At 59.1% G+C, this 16,839-nt stretch carries 15 protein-coding genes; 9 read left to right on the top strand and 6 right to left on the bottom strand.

Features of this window, described 5'->3' with window-relative positions:
- Positions 1 to 46 precede the first annotated feature (46 nt).
- The 8 genes from BLT71_RS02160 (at position 47) to istB (ending at position 9,470) form a co-directional block, all read left to right on the top strand.
- Positions 47 to 1,036 (top strand): sugar-binding transcriptional regulator, encoded by a 990-nt coding sequence (locus BLT71_RS02160; RefSeq protein WP_091717175.1) that lies wholly within the window; start codon positions 47 to 49, stop codon positions 1,034 to 1,036.
- Between the two features lie 244 nt (positions 1,037 to 1,280).
- Entirely contained in the window at positions 1,281 to 1,592 is a 312-nt protein-coding gene (locus BLT71_RS02155; RefSeq protein WP_091717173.1) for a putative quinol monooxygenase, read from the top strand.
- Positions 1,593 to 2,123 carry a gluconokinase gene (locus BLT71_RS02150; protein WP_231994416.1) on the top strand — a complete coding sequence of 177 codons (531 nt, stop codon included), beginning with the start codon at positions 1,593 to 1,595 and terminating at the stop codon, positions 2,121 to 2,123.
- A gap of 1,462 nt (positions 2,124 to 3,585) precedes the next feature.
- The gene (locus BLT71_RS02140) at positions 3,586 to 4,935 is read left to right on the top strand and encodes an ABC transporter substrate-binding protein (RefSeq protein WP_091717171.1); all 1,350 of its coding nucleotides are present in this window, start codon (positions 3,586 to 3,588) and stop codon (positions 4,933 to 4,935) included.
- A gap of 66 nt (positions 4,936 to 5,001) precedes the next feature.
- Positions 5,002 to 5,943, top strand: coding sequence for a carbohydrate ABC transporter permease (locus BLT71_RS02135; RefSeq protein WP_091717169.1), 942 nt, complete (start codon positions 5,002 to 5,004; stop codon positions 5,941 to 5,943).
- Entirely contained in the window at positions 5,943 to 6,791 is an 849-nt protein-coding gene (locus BLT71_RS02130) for a carbohydrate ABC transporter permease (protein ID WP_091717167.1), read from the top strand. The genes BLT71_RS02135 and BLT71_RS02130 overlap by 1 nt, the downstream gene beginning before the upstream one ends.
- 187 nt (positions 6,792 to 6,978) lie before the next feature.
- The gene (gene istA / locus BLT71_RS02125; RefSeq protein ID WP_091717165.1) at positions 6,979 to 8,658 is read left to right on the top strand and encodes an IS21 family transposase; all 1,680 of its coding nucleotides are present in this window, start codon (positions 6,979 to 6,981) and stop codon (positions 8,656 to 8,658) included.
- Positions 8,655 to 9,470, top strand: a complete 816-nt coding sequence (gene istB / locus BLT71_RS02120; protein ID WP_091717162.1) for an IS21-like element helper ATPase IstB — start codon at positions 8,655 to 8,657, stop codon at positions 9,468 to 9,470. The genes istA and istB overlap by 4 nt, the downstream gene beginning before the upstream one ends.
- A 1,102-nt stretch (positions 9,471 to 10,572) precedes the next feature.
- Here istB and BLT71_RS20285 read toward each other — a convergent pair.
- From BLT71_RS20285 to BLT71_RS02090, 6 genes are all read right to left on the bottom strand, one after another.
- Positions 10,573 to 10,803, bottom strand: coding sequence for a hypothetical protein (locus tag BLT71_RS20285; protein ID WP_157693412.1), 231 nt, complete (start codon positions 10,801 to 10,803; stop codon positions 10,573 to 10,575).
- A 334-nt stretch (positions 10,804 to 11,137) separates the two neighbouring features.
- The gene (locus tag BLT71_RS02110; RefSeq protein ID WP_091717158.1) at positions 11,138 to 11,461 is read right to left on the bottom strand and encodes a LacI family DNA-binding transcriptional regulator; all 324 of its coding nucleotides are present in this window, start codon (positions 11,459 to 11,461) and stop codon (positions 11,138 to 11,140) included.
- A gap of 169 nt (positions 11,462 to 11,630) precedes the next feature.
- Positions 11,631 to 12,851, bottom strand: a complete 1,221-nt coding sequence (locus BLT71_RS02105; RefSeq protein WP_091717156.1) for an alpha-L-fucosidase — start codon at positions 12,849 to 12,851, stop codon at positions 11,631 to 11,633.
- A 26-nt stretch (positions 12,852 to 12,877) separates the two neighbouring features.
- Positions 12,878 to 13,291 (bottom strand): RbsD/FucU family protein, encoded by a 414-nt coding sequence (locus BLT71_RS02100; RefSeq protein ID WP_091717153.1) that lies wholly within the window; start codon positions 13,289 to 13,291, stop codon positions 12,878 to 12,880.
- A 9-nt stretch (positions 13,292 to 13,300) separates the two neighbouring features.
- Positions 13,301 to 14,320, bottom strand: coding sequence for a LacI family DNA-binding transcriptional regulator (locus BLT71_RS02095; RefSeq protein WP_091723751.1), 1,020 nt, complete (start codon positions 14,318 to 14,320; stop codon positions 13,301 to 13,303).
- A 26-nt stretch (positions 14,321 to 14,346) separates the two neighbouring features.
- The gene (locus BLT71_RS02090) at positions 14,347 to 15,396 is read right to left on the bottom strand and encodes an aldo/keto reductase family protein (protein WP_091723749.1); all 1,050 of its coding nucleotides are present in this window, start codon (positions 15,394 to 15,396) and stop codon (positions 14,347 to 14,349) included.
- A gap of 168 nt (positions 15,397 to 15,564) precedes the next feature.
- On the opposite strand from BLT71_RS02090, the gene BLT71_RS02085 reads away from it, so the two are divergent.
- Positions 15,565 to 16,818 (top strand): D-arabinono-1,4-lactone oxidase, encoded by a 1,254-nt coding sequence (locus BLT71_RS02085; RefSeq protein ID WP_091717150.1) that lies wholly within the window; start codon positions 15,565 to 15,567, stop codon positions 16,816 to 16,818.
- The last annotated feature ends 21 nt before the right edge of the window (positions 16,819 to 16,839 follow it).

Below are 16,839 nucleotides of genomic sequence, written 5' to 3'. Positions count from 1 at the left end.
ATTCAAAGGTGCATAAATATTCAAACATCGACGAAAGTGACGAAATATGACGCAGACCACAGGGCCCTCCTCCTTATTGTCGGTGAGCACTGAGCAGCTGCGGCTATTCACCAAGATTGCCGTGCTTTACCACGAGGAAGGCTTGTCTCAGGGCGAGATATCCGAGCGCCTCAAACTCTCGCAAGCGCGGGTTTCGCGCTACCTCAAGAACGCGGTGGACCTGGGTATCGTGCGGACCTCCATAGTTCAGCCGGCAGGAATCTATGTGGGGCTTGAGAAAGCGCTGGAAGAGAAGTACCGGCTCCGCGAAGTTGTCGTGGTAGACGTCATGGACGGCGCTTCGTTGGGCATGCGCTTGGGCTCTTCCGCCGCCACCTACCTGGAAACAACCATCGACGCCAACGAGTACATCGGGATCTCCTCGTGGAGCACCACGCTCCTGCACACCGTTGAAGCCATGCGCTCACGGCCAAGAAAGATCGCCAACGAAGTGATCCAACTCATAGGAGGGGTGGGAAGCCCGCAGGCCCAAATACAGGCGACGCGGCTGGTCTCCCATCTCGCGGAACTGACATCAGCCAAGCCCTACTACATGGGATGCCCGGGGCTCGTGGCAAACCAGCAGATCCGCGAAGCGTTCACGGGCGACCCTGCCGTGGCGGCCTCCATTGACGCCTGGGACCGGCTGACCACCTTGCTGGTCGGAATCGGAACGTTCCCGGCCTCCCCCCTCTGGCAGGCCAGTGGAAATGCACTGAACAGGGCGGAAGAAGGTGAGCTATCCCGGGCCGGCGCCGTCGGAGAGATTTGTTTGCGATTCTTCGATATCAACGGGCATCCCATGAAGCCCGCCATAGAAGACAGGGTGATTTCCATCGACGCTGACGCCATGATGAGTGTGCCGCGCCGCATAGGCGTCGCCGGGGGCATGCGCAAATTGGACGCCATCCGCGGCGCCGTCACCGGAGGCTGGATCAATGTGCTCATAACGGACGCGGATGTCGCAAGACAACTCTTGGAGCCACCGCAACTCTAAATCCCGCAGCGCGTACGAGTCCCGCCAGGCGCGGCATAAGCAGCTGAGGCAAACGAAGTACCCCCTAGTGCCCGGCACGCACTCCGGCTCGTCCTAGCATCTGGGATTTTGATCAAAAGTGGTATCGGTTACACTTTTGTCCCAGGATTCGTTTGGAGCACCAACTTCCTTCCCAGCCTGTTTTGAGCACGCCGATCGTACATTCCGTTCCCCCCCCAATCGACACAGAAAGAGCAGGACTCTGATGTCCATCATCGTCACCGCAGTTTTCACTCCCATCGACGGCGCTTTCCACAAGGTCGTAGAGGCACTCTCGCCCGCCATCACCGAAGTCCATCAGGAGCCGGGCTGCCTGCTCTATGCCATCCATGAAGCACCAAATGGCCAGATTGTCATGATTGAAAAATGGCAATCCGCAGCACTGCTTGATGCACACGGCGAAGGAGAGGCCGTTAAGCGACTCAATGCTTCACTTGAGGGACTACTCAGCACCCCCGTTGAGGTCACCCGATTGAGCGCCATTCCCGCAGGCACAACGAGCCAAGGAGAGATCTAGTTGTCCTGGGCTATCGTCGTCATGGGCGTATCCGGTGCCGGCAAGTCCACCGTCGGTGCCGCACTGGCGGCCCGCATCGGTGCAGCATTTATAGACGCCGACTCCCTCCATCCGCCTGCTAACGTGCAAAAAATGGCCGCCGGTACTCCCCTGACGGATGAAGACCGGTGGCCCTGGCTCCAGTTGGTAGGTGCAGCACTTGCTGCCGAGTCCGGCAGCGGCATCGTTGTGGCCTGCTCCGCGCTCAAACGCGTTTATCGGGACGCGATCCGCGCCGTGGCCCCATCAACCGCATTTGTCTTGCTGAACGTCGCAACGCCGGTATTGCGAGTCCGCATGACCCTGCGACCTGGCCACTTCATGCCGGCCTCCCTCCTCACGTCTCAGCTCGAAACACTCGAGCCGCTCCAACAAGATGAAATCGGGCTCGCGATGAACTCGGACGAAGGAGTCGAAGCAACCGTCGAGCGGATCAGCGTCCAACTGAGCAGCCTGCAATCGGACAGCTCTAGAACTCAACCTCACAGGTAGAGGGAGGAGGCAGCCAGTCGCCGGACAGCGGAGCGGGTACGTGCGGCTGAGCACGCTTGACCAGGACGAGAAACGCCAGCTCGGGGGTCAGGTTCTGGACTGGTCTTCCACGGACAAGGCCTGGGGCTGGACACCACCAGGCCACAGCTAACGGAGCTCCAGCGGTTCGCCTGCGTCCCCGTGGTCCTTGACCTCGAACCGGGGAGCGCCCCGACTCGACTCCCTGCCGGACTACACACCCTTGCCTTCAACCGCGCCTCTGCAACAAAATAACGAACCCATCCGACCAGAGAAGGCACCTGAGCGGAGCACGATCCTTCAAACTCCATCGCTGTCAGGCGGAACCACACCCCAACCTGACGTCGGGGCGCCTGACGTGGGAAGACTTCTCCGTAGGTGGAGCTCTGGTCTGGTTCTCAGACACCTGACGAACCGCAGGAGGTGACATCGCCCCCCTTCGCTAAGCGACTCCCATAAAGACCCGATTTTTCGGACTATTTTGATAGTTCTCGGGCTACCGCAGCTCGGTTTCCTGCCCCTCCAACTGTCAGGGTGGGATCTAAGAACATCATGAGCCACCGTCAGCAATGCGGAATTTCGCGCTATTCCGACCCGAGACCGGCGCCCGCAAGTTGCCCGCGCTCCCCTGCCCCCTGTCCAACGCTGCTCTAGGACGAGGCGCCCTCAGAAAAACTTTAAGGGGCCAAGGCGTGCGGGGAACCCCCACTGGGCTTCTGCTTTCTAGCATTACCCGATAGCTACTTGACCGAATATAAGCTATCGGCGTTTCCAAATCGCGACTGGGGAGAGGGAGAGCCGACTCTCAGGGAATGATGCGACGACAGCGGTAAGCTCCATGAAGGCGTACAGCTCCCGCCAAGGTGTTATCCAGGCGCATCTCTGCCAACACGACTTCCTTGCCGGCATGACGACCGCGCTGCCGCAACTCCTATCGCTCGTTGTACAGCCCCCTCGAACTGATCCAAGCGCTTCTTGAATCCCGCGTCAGCCATCGCAAAAGACTGGCTGAACGAGGGCGAGGCCCCCGGAGCCCTGTCGTCCGCTTGCCCTCCCCCCGGCACTAGGAGGGGTGACTAGGGGTCAACTGAAGACGGCGTGATGATCAATAGCGAATCGTTTCGTAATACACGAACGGCGATGCGACCCTCCGGTCTCAAAGATTGACGAATAGTCGTCTCAGAATATAACGTAACTCTGATCACAAAAGGCGAAACGTTTCGTTTTGGTGCTCAGCGCGCTTTTGGAGGTTCTGTAGATCGTATACGTCGCCGGGACCACTAGCCTTCGAGGCTGGGGCAAATGACGTCGCATCCCTGCGCCTACCGGCGTCCCTGAAAGTGCGCCATACGCCAAGAACAAGCCAGCAACAGGAAGCTGGCTAGCTCGAAATTATTCACCCGTACATAACCCATCACCCTGCTTGAGGAAGTGAAGTAGACATATGCAAGACACCATCAAGGGTCCCGGCCTCCGCCGTTCGCGACTGGGCCTTGGCATCATTGCTGCCGTCACGCTTTCGGGCTTGGCTCTCTCCGCCTGCGGTTCGGGCAGCAGCGAAGACGCGTCGAAAACGTTGGTCGTCCAAGTTCAGTCTGCACAGTTGCCAGCCTTTCAATATGCAGCGTCCAAGTTCGAGGCCTCACACGAGGGCGTCAAGGTGGATTTGCAGACGATTACGGAAGAACAAAAGAGCTCGACCAATGCGCAAATCATGGCATCCACAAACGCGCCCGACATCGGACTGGTCCCGACAAATGCTCAACCGTACCTGGACCTCCTCAAGGCAGACGCGCTCCTACCTCTCGACGATGTCTGGGAAAACGCTGACCTTGACACGCGCTACGAGGCGTCGATGGCCACGTCTCTCAAGTCCAACGACACCCCCTATGTCGTACTGTTCGACACGACCCTCTACAACGTAGTTTTCTACAACAAAGACGCCTTCCGGAAGGCGGGAATCACAGAGCCGGCGGATCATCAAATTCGATCGAACGACGAGCTCTACGACGTCATTGGGAAACTCAAAACCGCAGGCTTCGATGGACTCGCGATGGGCGGGAACGCCGGTTACCAGTGGGGGTGGCTTGTCGACGGGCAGCTTCAGGCCAACGCATCCGACAAGGCCTTGGATGACTTCAAGAATTCCTGGAAGTCCGGCCAAACGCAGACCACTCCCTACACGAGCACCGAGTTCACGGATTCCGTGAAGCAATTCAAGGGCTGGGCGGATAAAGGTGTCTTCCAGGAAGGGGTCTTGGGCCAGGATGGTGATCAGGCACAAGCAGCCTTCACCTCCGGCAAGTCGGCGATGTTCCTTGGGGGCACATGGATACCCTCTGTCCTCGAAAAAACCGATTTGCCCTTCGACTATGGATGGCTGCTGCTCCCCGGAAAAACCTCTGGCAAACCGACCGTTCCAATCGTCTACGCCGGGGACACCCTGGCAGTACCACGAACGGCTAAGAGTCCGGACCTCGCAAAGGACTTCCTGGAACTCTACGTTTCCGATGCGGTGCAAAAGTACGCCGCCGAGAACGTCGGTTCGCTCCCCTCCGTCCAAACCGTCAAAGCCGCCGATATTCCCGCCCTCGGCGAGGTCGTCCAGGAAATTGTTACCTTCAGCTCAGGAAACGGAACCACCACGGGTTGGACCAGCATTCTGCCCGGTTCATTAGGTCAGTCCTTCATTGACCCCGAAATCCAAAAGTACTTGGGCGGCCAGGTCTCCCTCGACCAGCTGGGACAGAACCAGCAACGACAGTTCGAGAACTTCAAGGCCAAGAACGGGTAGGAGATCGTCGTTGTCACCCGCGCGAACGGGCGGGTGACAGCGACGCTTCGCAAAGGAACAAACTTCATGACGATAACCGCCAACACCTCGCCAGCAACGAGCAATCCTCCTGCTCCCCTACGCGGAGCAGGGAAAACAACGCGCCGGGCTTCACGGGAGATAGCCCTGATGCTTGCACCAGGGATCACCGTCCTGATCATCTTCTTCGGACTTCCTGTCATCGACCTGCTGCAGACTTCACTATCCCAATGGTCAGGCATTGGCCAGCGTCGCTTTACCGGAGTCGATAACTACCTGCAGCTGCTCACCGATAACAGCTTCCTGAATTCACTGCTGAACTCAATACTCCTCGGCATCGGCACGGCCGCAGGCATCGGCATCATCGCCACAATCTTGGCCGCCTTGATTAGCGGAAAAATTTACGGCGGTGCTTTCTACCGCATCGTCTGGTTCCTTCCGGCGATCGCTCCGCCATCTGCGGTCGCAGTGTTCTGGAGCCTCTCCGTTCAGCCGCGTTCTGGAGCCGTGAACGCTTTTCTGGGTGCGATAGGACTGGGTGACACCCACGCGTGGCTCTCCGATTCATCCACGGCCATGTACGTCATTATCGCTGTCGCGATCTGGCAGGGAGCCGGATTCGCGTTCCTGGTTATTCTCGGGGCCATGGAGGAAGTGCCAGTGTCCACCTACGAGGCAGCCTCCCTCGACGGTGCTTCACCAGTCAGGAGCTTCTTCCTCATCACCCTGCCGTTGGTTAGGCCAGTACTGTCAATGATCATCCTGCTCGAAGCGATCTGGGCCTTTAACGGCTTCACTCTTGTATGGGGCATGACCCAAGGGGGCCCGGGCGACGTAACAACCATCCTGCCTGTGCAGGTCTATAAGGAAGCCTTCCGATTTGGTGACTTCGGGATGGCTGCTGCTATAAGCGTTATCGGTGGCGTCATCCTCCTGGCCGTCGGATTCGCCGGGCAGTGGCTCGGCTCCAGGAAAGCAGCGGACGACTAATGACTAAAAAACGCCTGACCCCCGCCGGCACAGCAGCACAAATCACAGCGGTAGTGTGGTCTGTTCTGGCCGCTCTGCCCTTTCTGCTCATCATTCTGCTCGGTTTCAAGTCGAACACCGATATATTTACCAACCCTCTGGGCGTAGTCAACGCCGAATGGAATCCAACCAACTTCCTTGACGCCTGGACCGGACCAAGCGGCGGGCGAGGATTTTCCACCTATCTACTCAACTCAGCCGTCGTTGCTGTCGTGGCGATCACGTTCTCGCTGTTGCTTGGAGCACTGACAGCCTACTTCGCGACGCTGACTCCAACACGTGTTCGAGTCGCAATCATTCGTGCATTCCTCGTTGCCACCACCCTGCCCCTGATCATGTTGCTGCTGCCGTACTACTCAGCCTTCAGCACCCTGAACCTGCTCAGTTCACCGTGGGCGCTCGGGGTCGTCTACGTCGCCCTGTGTCTGCCTACATGCGTACTGATCCTTCATGGCTTTTACATGGGCTTCCCTGGTGAACTCCGAGAGGCAGCCGCCCTCGACGGCTTGGGTATCACTGCCACGTTCACTCGCATCGTTCTTCCACTCTCGAAAGGACCTATTGTCGCTGTCGGGATGGTCAACGGGTTCTTTGTTTGGGGCGAAACGCAGCTGGCGATCGTTCTGCTGCAGACTCCGTCCAGCCGTACGATTCCCGTGGGACTGCTTGATTTTCAAGGTCAATTCAGCAATAACACCGGGGCAATGTTTGCGGGGTTGACACTCGCCACCATCCCCTTGGTGATCATCTATCTGATCTTTAATAAATCCATAGCAAAAGGGGTTGCTTTGGGTGGCGTCTCCCGTTGAGTAATTCCGACGCTACGGACCTTGTGGGGATGGCAAAAGGGAGTGGTGACTATGGCAGTTTGATTCAGGACCGGTGTGACGGCTTGAATCAGGACCATCCCACGACTCGCCGGTTGGTTGTGACGGTCTGAACCAGGACCACCCTCAATGTTGCTTCATCTGATGAAAGCAACATTTGGAGGTCCGGATGAGAGCGCGCTTGGAGCTGTTTGCCAGTATTCGCAGAGATGCCCGTATCGAGGGGTTATCCATCCGCGGTCTGGCAAAGCGGTATCAAGTTGGTAGGGACACGGTGCGGCAGGCATTGTCGGATCCCGTCCCTCCAGCACGGAAGACTCCGGTGAGGTCCTCGCCTCGGCTGGATCCCTTTAAACCGGCCATTGACGCAATGCTGGTCGAGGACACGACGGCTCCGCGGAAGCAACGCCACACGGCCCGTAGGATTCTTGCCCGGCTCATTGAGGAGCACGATGCGCTAGAGCTGTCGTATTCGACGGTGCGTGACTACGTCCGGGTCCGCCGGGCGCAGATCGATGTGGAGGCCGGCCGCAGGGTTGAGGTGTTTGTTCCGCAAGAACATGCCCCGGGCGCGGAGGCTGAAGTGGACTTCGGTGAGGTCTGGATCGTGTTGGACGGGGTGAAGACGAAGTGCCATATGTTCATCTTCCGTCTCTCCCACTCCGGCAAAGCGATCCACCGGGTTTACCCCACTCAGGCGCAGGAAGCATTTCTGGAAGGTCACATCGAAGCGTTCAATGAGATCGGTGGCGTGCCTGTGAAGCACATCCGCTATGACAACCTCACCAGTGCCGTCAGGACCGTGGTGTTCGGGCAGGGCCGGAACCGTGTGGAGAACGACCGGTGGGTGTTGTTCCGCTCGTTCTACGGTTTTGATTCTTTTTATTGCCAACCAGGTATTGCCGGGGCTCACGAGAAAGGCGGCGTCGAGGGCGAAGTGGGCTGGTTCCGCCGCAACCGCCTTACCCCGATGCCTGTCGCGAAGTCCCTTGAGGAGCTCAACGACCGGATCCGGTATAGGGAGGCGGAGGACGATCAGCGGCGGTTCGATGGCAGGATCCGCACCATCGGCCACGACTTCGCCGCCGAGCGCCCGTTCCTGGCGCCGTTGCCGGCCGAAGAGTTCGACCCCGGTCTCGTGCTGAACCCAAGAGTGGACAGATCCTCAATGATCACGGTGCGGATGGTGAAGTACTCCGTACCGGCACGGTTCATCGGCCGAAGGGTCCGGGTGTCCTTGCGGGCGTCAGAGCTTGTGGTGTTCGACGGCCGCGCGGTGGCGGCCCGGCATCAGAGAATCGTCGCCAAGGGCGGCCAGTCGGTTCAGCTGGACCATTACCTGGAGGTCCTCAAGACCAAACCCGGTGCTTTGCCTGGTTCCACGGCTTTGGCACGGGCTCGGGCATCAGGTTCTTTCACCAGCGCCCATGAGGCCTTCTGGGCCGCCTCGCGCCGGGTCAACGGCGACGCCGAAGGGACTCGTGAACTGATCGATGTCTTGCTGCTCCACCGGTCTATGGACGCTGCAGACATTCAGGCAGGGATCACCGCCGCGCTGCGGGTGGGTGCGGTAAGCGCCGATGTCGTCGCGGTCGAAGCCCGCAGACACGCAACGACCTCCGCCGCTGAGGGTGGGCCCAGGTCGGACCGTCATCGCGGTGCCCACGCTCAAGCGAAAGTGCAACGCGTTGTCAGCCTGACCCAGCGTCGACTCATGGACCCGGCGGCCGTCATCGCCGGGCTGCCTTCTGATAGCCGGCCCCTGCCCTCAGTCCGTGCCTATGACGAGCTGCTGGCCAAACGCGCCGAACACCCTGCAAAAACCGCGTCGAAGGAGAACATCTCATGAGCCCCACAGCACCTGCTACAACCGTCACCCCGGTCCTGCGCCGGCGACGCGGTCTGACCGAACAGGCCGCGGTCGCAGCCGTGGACCAGGCCTGCCGCCGGCTGCGCCTGCCCACCATCCGTGGCGTCCTGGACGAAGCACTGAGCGTTGCCGGGAAAGAACAACTGTCCTACCAGGGGTTCCTGGCCGAGCTGCTGCTGGCCGAATGCGACGATAGGGACCGGCGCTCATCGATCCGCCGCGTTAAGGCCGCAAACTTCCCCAGGGACAAATGGCTCGGAGACTTCGATTTCGACGCCAATCAGAACATCAACCCCGCAACGATCCACACCCTGGCCACCGGGGACTGGATCCGCAAAGGCGCACCCCTATGCCTCATAGGAGACTCAGGGACCGGTAAATCCCACCTACTCATCGGTCTCGGCACAGCCGCCGCGGAGAAGGGCTACCGAGTCAAATACACCCTCGCCACCCGGCTCGTGAACGAACTCGTCGAAGCTGCCGATGAGAAAATGCTGGCCAAAACCATTGCCCGCTATGGCCGCGTCGACCTGCTGTGCATCGACGAGCTGGGCTATATGGAACTGGACCGCCGAGGCGCCGAGCTCCTCTTCCAGGTCCTCACCGAACGGGAAGAAAAGAACTCCATTGCCATCGCCTCCAACGAATCCTTCTCAGGCTGGACCAAAACCTTCAGTGACCCGCGCCTTTGCGCCGCAATCGTGGACCGCCTCACCTTCAACGGCACCATCATCGAAACCGGCACAGACTCCTACCGCCTCGCCCACACCATCGCCCAACAAAACTCATAGCCCTCTCAGGTGACTCCGATCCAGCATCCCAAAGGAGACGCCTCACGCGGCGCAAGTCGCTGGGTCTAGTCCACGGCTTCCCTCGGGACCCTGGAGGGGACGCCAGAGTTGTTTCTGAGGTCTGATTAGGTACGAGGGCCTCGGGACTCCTTCCCTGTTAGGAATGCCTCAATATTGTCGAGCGTATTGGTCTGACCCGCGATCTCGAGGGGTCCATCAACAGTGTTCACCGGCAGAACGATAGCGTTGGCCTCCAATCGGTTGAACTTGTCCCATTTCGTAGCGGGATAGCGGGATCCGGTAGTAGCCATAACGCGAATATCGAAAGGGTCACCTCTCGCTATGCGTGTCCGACCTAGGACCGGCTGGAAGGTGAGTACTCCCTGGTCTGCCGTCACGAGTCCGATATTCCATTTCCTATAGCGGTCTCCCTGGGGCGCATCGGGTCGACGGATGTAACACTCAATCTGGCCACGCTGGGCCAGCCGCTGCGATGACCGGCGCCGCTGACGCACTAAGACAATGAGCATCAGACTGACGGCACCTAAGAAGATGAGAGTACCTATTGCCGCAAGGTCTGAAGGTTCGCCGGAGAGGAGCTCATAGAGAAAATAGGCCCCACCCCCGCCGACAAGCAAAAGAACCAAATATAGACGTCTGCGCTTCTCAGTCATGTCTGACTCTAAACGCCGGAGAAGCCATCAGAACAGCCAATCCTGGTACTAACGTGGTCTGGGTGGCCCTGAATCAGGCCGTCGTAGTGGTCCTGAATGACGTTGACATATTCAAGTGGCGACAATCGAGCCACTTTGATGTGGTTATCTTTACCCGTTTTGGTCGTCTTCGATGGCAGGCGAGCTGACCTTGTTGGATGCTTGAGGGGCTAACTGAAGTCTTGAGGGCGGCGACTTCGGCGCGGTAGACGACGCAGTCGAGCACGTCGCGGGGCAACCACCTGGCCGCCGAACACGTCACCCTAACTGGCGAAGGCGAGGTTCGAGACCAGGAGCGGGAGGCAGGCTCCTAAGGGAAAGAGACCGCTATAGAACAGGAAGCCTCTCAGCGGCGCCACTACAGCCGCCGCTGAGAGGCTTCCTGTTGATTAGAGGCCTGGGGTTGAACCCTGAATTCTGTAAATGTCGATTTCAGTAAGATCCAAAAGACGGCGACAGCCCAATGATTCTTCGCGAATCCAAAGCAATTCCTGTGAGGGCATTATCTCTGCGACCTCTCCGCGGAGGAGAAGCCGGTCATTGATTCGTGCTTCAATGAATTCACCCGGACGCAACTCAGCACAGCTGAGGATGCGGTATTCTTCATCACCATTCACCACGGTTTTTCCTTCGTTGTTCGTATGAGTTCCTTGGGATCGCGGACTACTGAACCATTTCTGCCGCCGGGTTCTGGGATTTTAGATGGTCTATCACACGCCTCATTACCGCTTCGTGCCTTAACCTGCTTGATTCGATGTCCCATCGTGTTGCCCCTTGGCGGACATGGATTATCGGTATGGACAGCGCGGTGCTTGCCAGAACGTCGAGATCACTGGAGCTGTCAGCGGGACTAACAATTAGTCCGTCCACCCGTCGTGCAATGAGGGATTTGAGCGCGAGCCGTTCTCGCCGGGCGTTGTGCTGTGAGCTGGAAAGCATAAGGTGGACGTCCATTCACTCCAAGACGTTGACTACCTGCTGGATTAGGCGGCTCATGGCTGGACTGTCAATTTCTGGAACAATCATGCCCATGGTGGCCGTGCGGGAGCTACGCAAGGCAATGGCCACCGCATTGATCGAGTAGTTGAGCGCCTCTGCTGACTGCCTTACGGCCTCCTGCAGTTCGGGCGACACACGTCCGTTGCCGCTCAAAACCCGGGAAACCGTAGCCGTGGAAACTCCGGCGTGCTTGGCAACGGTTTTGATCGTCACGTTAGTCAATTGACGACTCTTTCCTTGCGATACCAGCTCGCCTTGCAGCTGGGGGGGTGGTTCCATGAAGTGTCCCTCTTCCTCGCGCGGTGACCGCTAGATTGGACTCTTTGCGTCCGCGCGGCTTGCCTATTCGTTGCCCTCCTCACGCAGGAGATTGATGGGGCGGGCTGGCTTAGGGGATGGTGAGCAGCATTATTCGCCGCTCACCATCACCTGCGACCGGCTGTTGTCCTCAGTCAGTCCCGTCTTGGACCGGGAGGCTGATGGCGACCACCTCGAGGGCGCCCGCATCTATTCTGACTTTCTCAAAATCGTCAGCAATAACGACCAGGTTCTTACCGCTGACCCAGGCGCGCGACCAGCCGTCTCCAGTGATCTTGATGTCATCGGACGGTTGAGCTGGGCGGCGCTGAATTGTGTATGGTTTGACGTTTTGTATCCAAGGCGCAAGGCCGGTGAGGCTTCGAAGTTGCACATCGGGTATTTCCCCTGCGGCAGTGGGGCCGACGTTGAGGAGCAGCCGACCGCCGCGTGAGACGACATCTGCATAGAGCTTGGCAATTTCTTGGGTGGACATGGTTAGCTCCAGGTTCTCGATCTGGTTGTAGCCGAAGGAGAAGCCAAGCCCACGATTATGCTCCCAACCGATCCCGGACTCGTTGTGTGTGTCGTGGGAGTATTCGCTGGTGCGGTAATCCCATACGTCCGCGCCCCACCTGTCATTGACGATGCCGTCCGGAACAAGCTGGCGGTAGTGCTCCAGCAGCTCGGTCAGGGACCCGTCAGCCCTTCCTGCGTCGGGCCAGTCGATGTCATTCCAAATCACTGACGGTTTGAAGCGGTCGATGAGGTCGCGCACATGGGCGGTTGCATATTCGGCATAGGCGGCGTCAGTAGGCCGGAAAAGGTCCACTTCCTCCATGGATGTGATTGGCGGATAGCTGGTGAATGCCCAGTCCAGGCCACCCGAATAGTAAACGCCGAAACGGATGCCAACGGCACGCACGGCCTCCGCCAGGGGGGCCAGAAGGTCCTGGCGGGGACCGCGGACCACCGTGTTGAGGTCCGCTGTGCCGGGGGCTTCCCACAGAGTGATTCCGTCATGATGTTTGGTGACTGGAATGACGTAGTCGGCACAAATGGACTGGAAGAGTGCAGCCCAAGAGGCCGGGTCGTACTTCTCCGCGCGCCACTGGTCCAGGAACGTCTCGTACGGTACGTCCCCGAAGGTGGCCTTGTGGTGCTCGGCGGCGGGGGACCCTTCAATCCGTATGGTGTTTGCATACCATTCGGCATAAGCGTTGTGAGCAAACCAGGTCTCTGGAGGGATGGCGCCCCAAGCCCCTGTTGGTTCTGCCCAGGCGGGCACGGAGTATGGTCCCCAGTGGATGAAGATACCGAGGCTGGCTTCCTGAGCCCAGACGGGGAGAGCGACGGTTGTGGAAGGTGTCATCAGGTTGTTTCCGAGATTCTGATCAATCAGCCGGCAAGGCCGATGGTGAGCAAGATGTTTGCGTAGAGTCGCTGGTCGCCCGTGGCGACGACGATGGCTGTGTCATTGGCCCTGGCAAGGTCGTAAAAGGCGTAGCGGTCCACCTGCTCAAAAGGGATTGCCTCCCCGAGAGCTTCCCGGTAGCTGGTGTGGGCCGGAACGGGTGAACCGTCGGAGTTCATTACGGTTGCTGACTCGATGTTGACGGCGCTGAGCAGCGCGGACAGGACATCGTCGACGGTCAGGAGGCCGGGACGGAGATTGAGGTAAATCTTCTCTGCGGCCGGGTTGCTGTGGGAGGAATAAGGGAAGTTGCCGTCGGCCAAGAGGAGGCGGGTACCGTGTCCGGCCGCTGCGAGGGCGCCGATAAGGTGGGGATGGATCAGTTCATTGGTAAGCATTTTTGTCTTTCAGGTCGCGGTGGAGGCGGGCTGTCCGAGGTGACGCACGGAGCTTCCCGTGCGCAAATCAGCTGGAAGGGTCTGCATGTCCCGCGGTGCGTCTGAGCTGTTCATCCGGGCCAGTATCCGGCGTGCTGCGTGTTCGGCGATCTCAGCCATGGGTTGGACGACTGTGGCCATCGGGGGACGGGTCACTTGGGCGATCTCAGCGATGTCGAACCCGACGAAGGACATATCGTCCGGCACGACCAGACCGGATTCGTTAAGTCCTATCAACGCGCCAACGGTCAATTCGTAATTTGCTGCGAACATGGCCGTTGGCCGGTTGCCGCGCGCCAGCAGTAGCCGAACTGCGCGTCGTCCAGCTTCGATGGTGAGGTCGTTTTCAGAGGACCAGGATTCCTCGCGGTCTACTCCTCGCTGCTCCAGCGCGTCAAGGAAGCCATTATGGCGTTCGGTAAGCGATGGAACGGAATGGTCGCCGCCGATGATGGCTATCCGCTTGTGGCGGTGGTCGAGAAGATAATGGGCCACCATGGCCCCGGCTGCATAGTTGTCAAGCTGGACATGATCTGTTTCCAGGCCCGGAAAGGTGCGGTCGACTGTGACTACCGGTATCCCAGCCTCATCAGCCTGTTTAAGCGCTTCAGCATCGTGGACTGACGGCACTGCGACGATGCCGTCCACCCGCTTCGAGCGCAGGGCATCAACCGCACCGCCTGGCCGTCTTTCTTCGGGATGGCTTGAAACCACGATGACGCCAACGCCGTGCACCTGCAGGTACTTTTCCACGCCGGCGATAATTGCGAGGTGGAAGCCGTTGTCCAGTGCAGGCAGCAAAACGCCCACCGTTTGACTGGTACCTCGTCGCAGACTGCGTGCGAAGTCGTTGATTTGGAAACCCAGCTCGTCGGCAGCGCGCTGGATAGCCTCGCCATTACTTTGGCGGACGCTGCCGCCGTTGTAGTACTTCGAAATCGTGGAAAGTGAAAGCCCGGTAAGCCGCTGGATGTCCTTGTAAGTCGCCATAGTCTTCGAACTATACGGAGTGGAAGTCATAGCGTGGGGCTTCCATAGCCGTTCCAGCCAGGGATGGTTCCGTCAACGTCCCACAAATCGAGCCATGACCCGGCCTCCGGCCACAGGAAGACCTGCCCCTTAATAAGGCGGCTGTTGCGCTCGGCTGATCGTAGCTGCTCCATTTCCTCGGGAGTGAGCGGATCTTCGAGCGCGGCGTGGAGGTTGGCGACAATCTGGAGCTCCTTCGCCGAAAAGGGGATGGGAATGTGGCCCCGCGCGACCGCCCACTTCAGGCACACGAGCGCGGGGTGAATTCCCCTGGCCTCAGCAATTGCCCGAACTGGGGGCAGATCCATGTCTGAAACATCGTCAGGAGTAGTATCCCGCGCCGGGCGGGACGGCGAACCAAGCGGACTGTATCCAACAGGCTGGATCTCATGGTCCAGGCAGAACTGGAACAGCTCGCCTTGTTGGAAGCTGGGATGAAGCTCCATCTCGTTCAAGCCAGGTGCGATGCGGGCATCGGCCAAGATTCGTTGAAGCTTGGCGATGGTGACGTTTGACGTGCCCAGATGGCGTACAAGGCCGGCATCGACCAGCGACTCGAGAGCTTTCCACAATTTCATGAACGCGGCGTGGTCATAGGGCCGGGCCGCAGGATCCCGGGCATCAGTTCCGGCTTTCGGGGCATGATGGTTGGGAAACGGCCAGTGCACGAAGACGGCATCCAGATAATCCAGGCGCAGATCGGTCAGGGATTTTTCAACCGAGGCGATGGCGGCCAGCGGCTCGTGAGCGTCGTTCCAGATTTTTGACATGACGAACAGATCGCTGCGGTTGATTCCGTCCTGCAGCGCCTCTTCCAAAACAGCTCCAACGTCCGCCTCATTACCGTACACGGAGGCGCAATCAATGAGCCGGTAACCCGCGCCCAGAGCAATCCGCAACGCCCGGGCCACAGCATCGGATCCGTAGCGATCTGAACCGAACGTTCCGAACCCGACTCTTGGAATGGACGCTCCACTCGCGAGGCGGAGGGGTGCCGTCGCGGCCGAGGTGACGTCAACAGGGGTAAGGGAGGACATCATTGCCCTTTCAGCGAATCGTTTCGTTTTACTTTTGTCTCAAGCCCCCGAACTGCCGTAAGTAGGTTGACGGCTGAGGTCTATGAAATGTAGCGTAGCGCACATCGCGAAATTACGAAACGTTTCGCCTATCTTCAGATCTTTCGCTACTGCTCCAATGGAGGACGCATGTACACCACGGATGTTGGCACCACGTGGGCAGGCACGCACACCTTTGGTGCGCGGCGCCTCTACCTTCCAGGGTCCCTTTCCGAAGCCGCCGAAATCGTCGGCTCCCTCGACAGGGTCCGGGCGGTCGGGACGCGGCACTCATTCAATGACATCGCAGACGGCGAGACCATGATTTCTCTGGTTCAGCTGGAGCCTGATGTGCAGCTCGATGAGCAGGCGCGCACGGTTTCGGTGTGCAGCGGCACACGCTACGGAGTACTGGCATCATGGCTCCACGATCGCGGCTGGGCGCTGCGAAACATGGGATCACTCCCCCATATTTCCATTGGTGGAGCAACGGCGACGGGAACCCACGGTTCCGGCGACACGAATGGAATCCTTTCAACTGCCGTAGCCGGAGTGCAGCTGATCAATGCGGAGGGCGAAGTCCTGGATTTTGACCGTTCCCACCCGGAGTTTGCGGGCATCGTCCCATCCCTGGGTGCACTCGGCATTATCACTCGCCTGACCGTCGATATCGAGCCGACCTACGAGGTGCGTCAGGACGTCTTCCGGGACCTTCCCTGGGAGGCTGTGATTGGCGAGCTCGACACTGTGATGGCCGCGGGTTACAGCGTCAGCATTTTTACTGTCTGGGATGAGCCGACTGCTTCACGTGTGCTTGTTAAGTCCAGGCTGGATGTCGACGCTGAGGTCCCGACAGAGCTGTTCGGGGCACCTGCGATGCATCATGGAGATCCCGAATTGGCGGCATTGGGCGCGAACCGCACTGTGCAGGGTGGAATCCCTGGACCGTGGCTCGAACGTCTCCCCCACTTCCGTGTGGACGCAAACCCGTCCAATGGCGACGAAATCCAGTCGGAGTACTTTGTAGACCGCAGGCACGGAGCCGCCGCCATGGATGCCCTCCGAGGACTCGCATCCGAAATTGCCCCACATCTGATTGCAAGTGAAATCCGGTCCACAGCTGCTGACAACCTCTGGCTGAGTATGGCCTACGAACGTCCATCGCTTGCAATCCACTTCACCTGGCTCAACCGGCCGGACGCGCTCACCAACCTCCTCCCCCGCATAGAAAAAGTGCTCGCACCCTTCGACGCCCGCCCACACTGGGGCAAGACGTTTGTTGCTCAAGCTGACCTCATGAAAACCCTGTACCCGCGGCTTCCCGACTTCCAGGCGCTCCGCAATCGAATGGACCCGACCGGAAAATTCAGCAATGACTACCTGCGCCGAGTCATTGGCTCCTGACCCGAAACCACGAAAGAGATC

This window comes from Pseudarthrobacter equi, from assembly GCF_900105535.1.
GTDB classification, from domain to species: domain Bacteria; phylum Actinomycetota; class Actinomycetes; order Actinomycetales; family Micrococcaceae; genus Arthrobacter; species Arthrobacter equi.
Note: the sequence above shows the minus strand (reverse complement) of the source record. Positions and strands in the feature narration are given on the sequence as shown.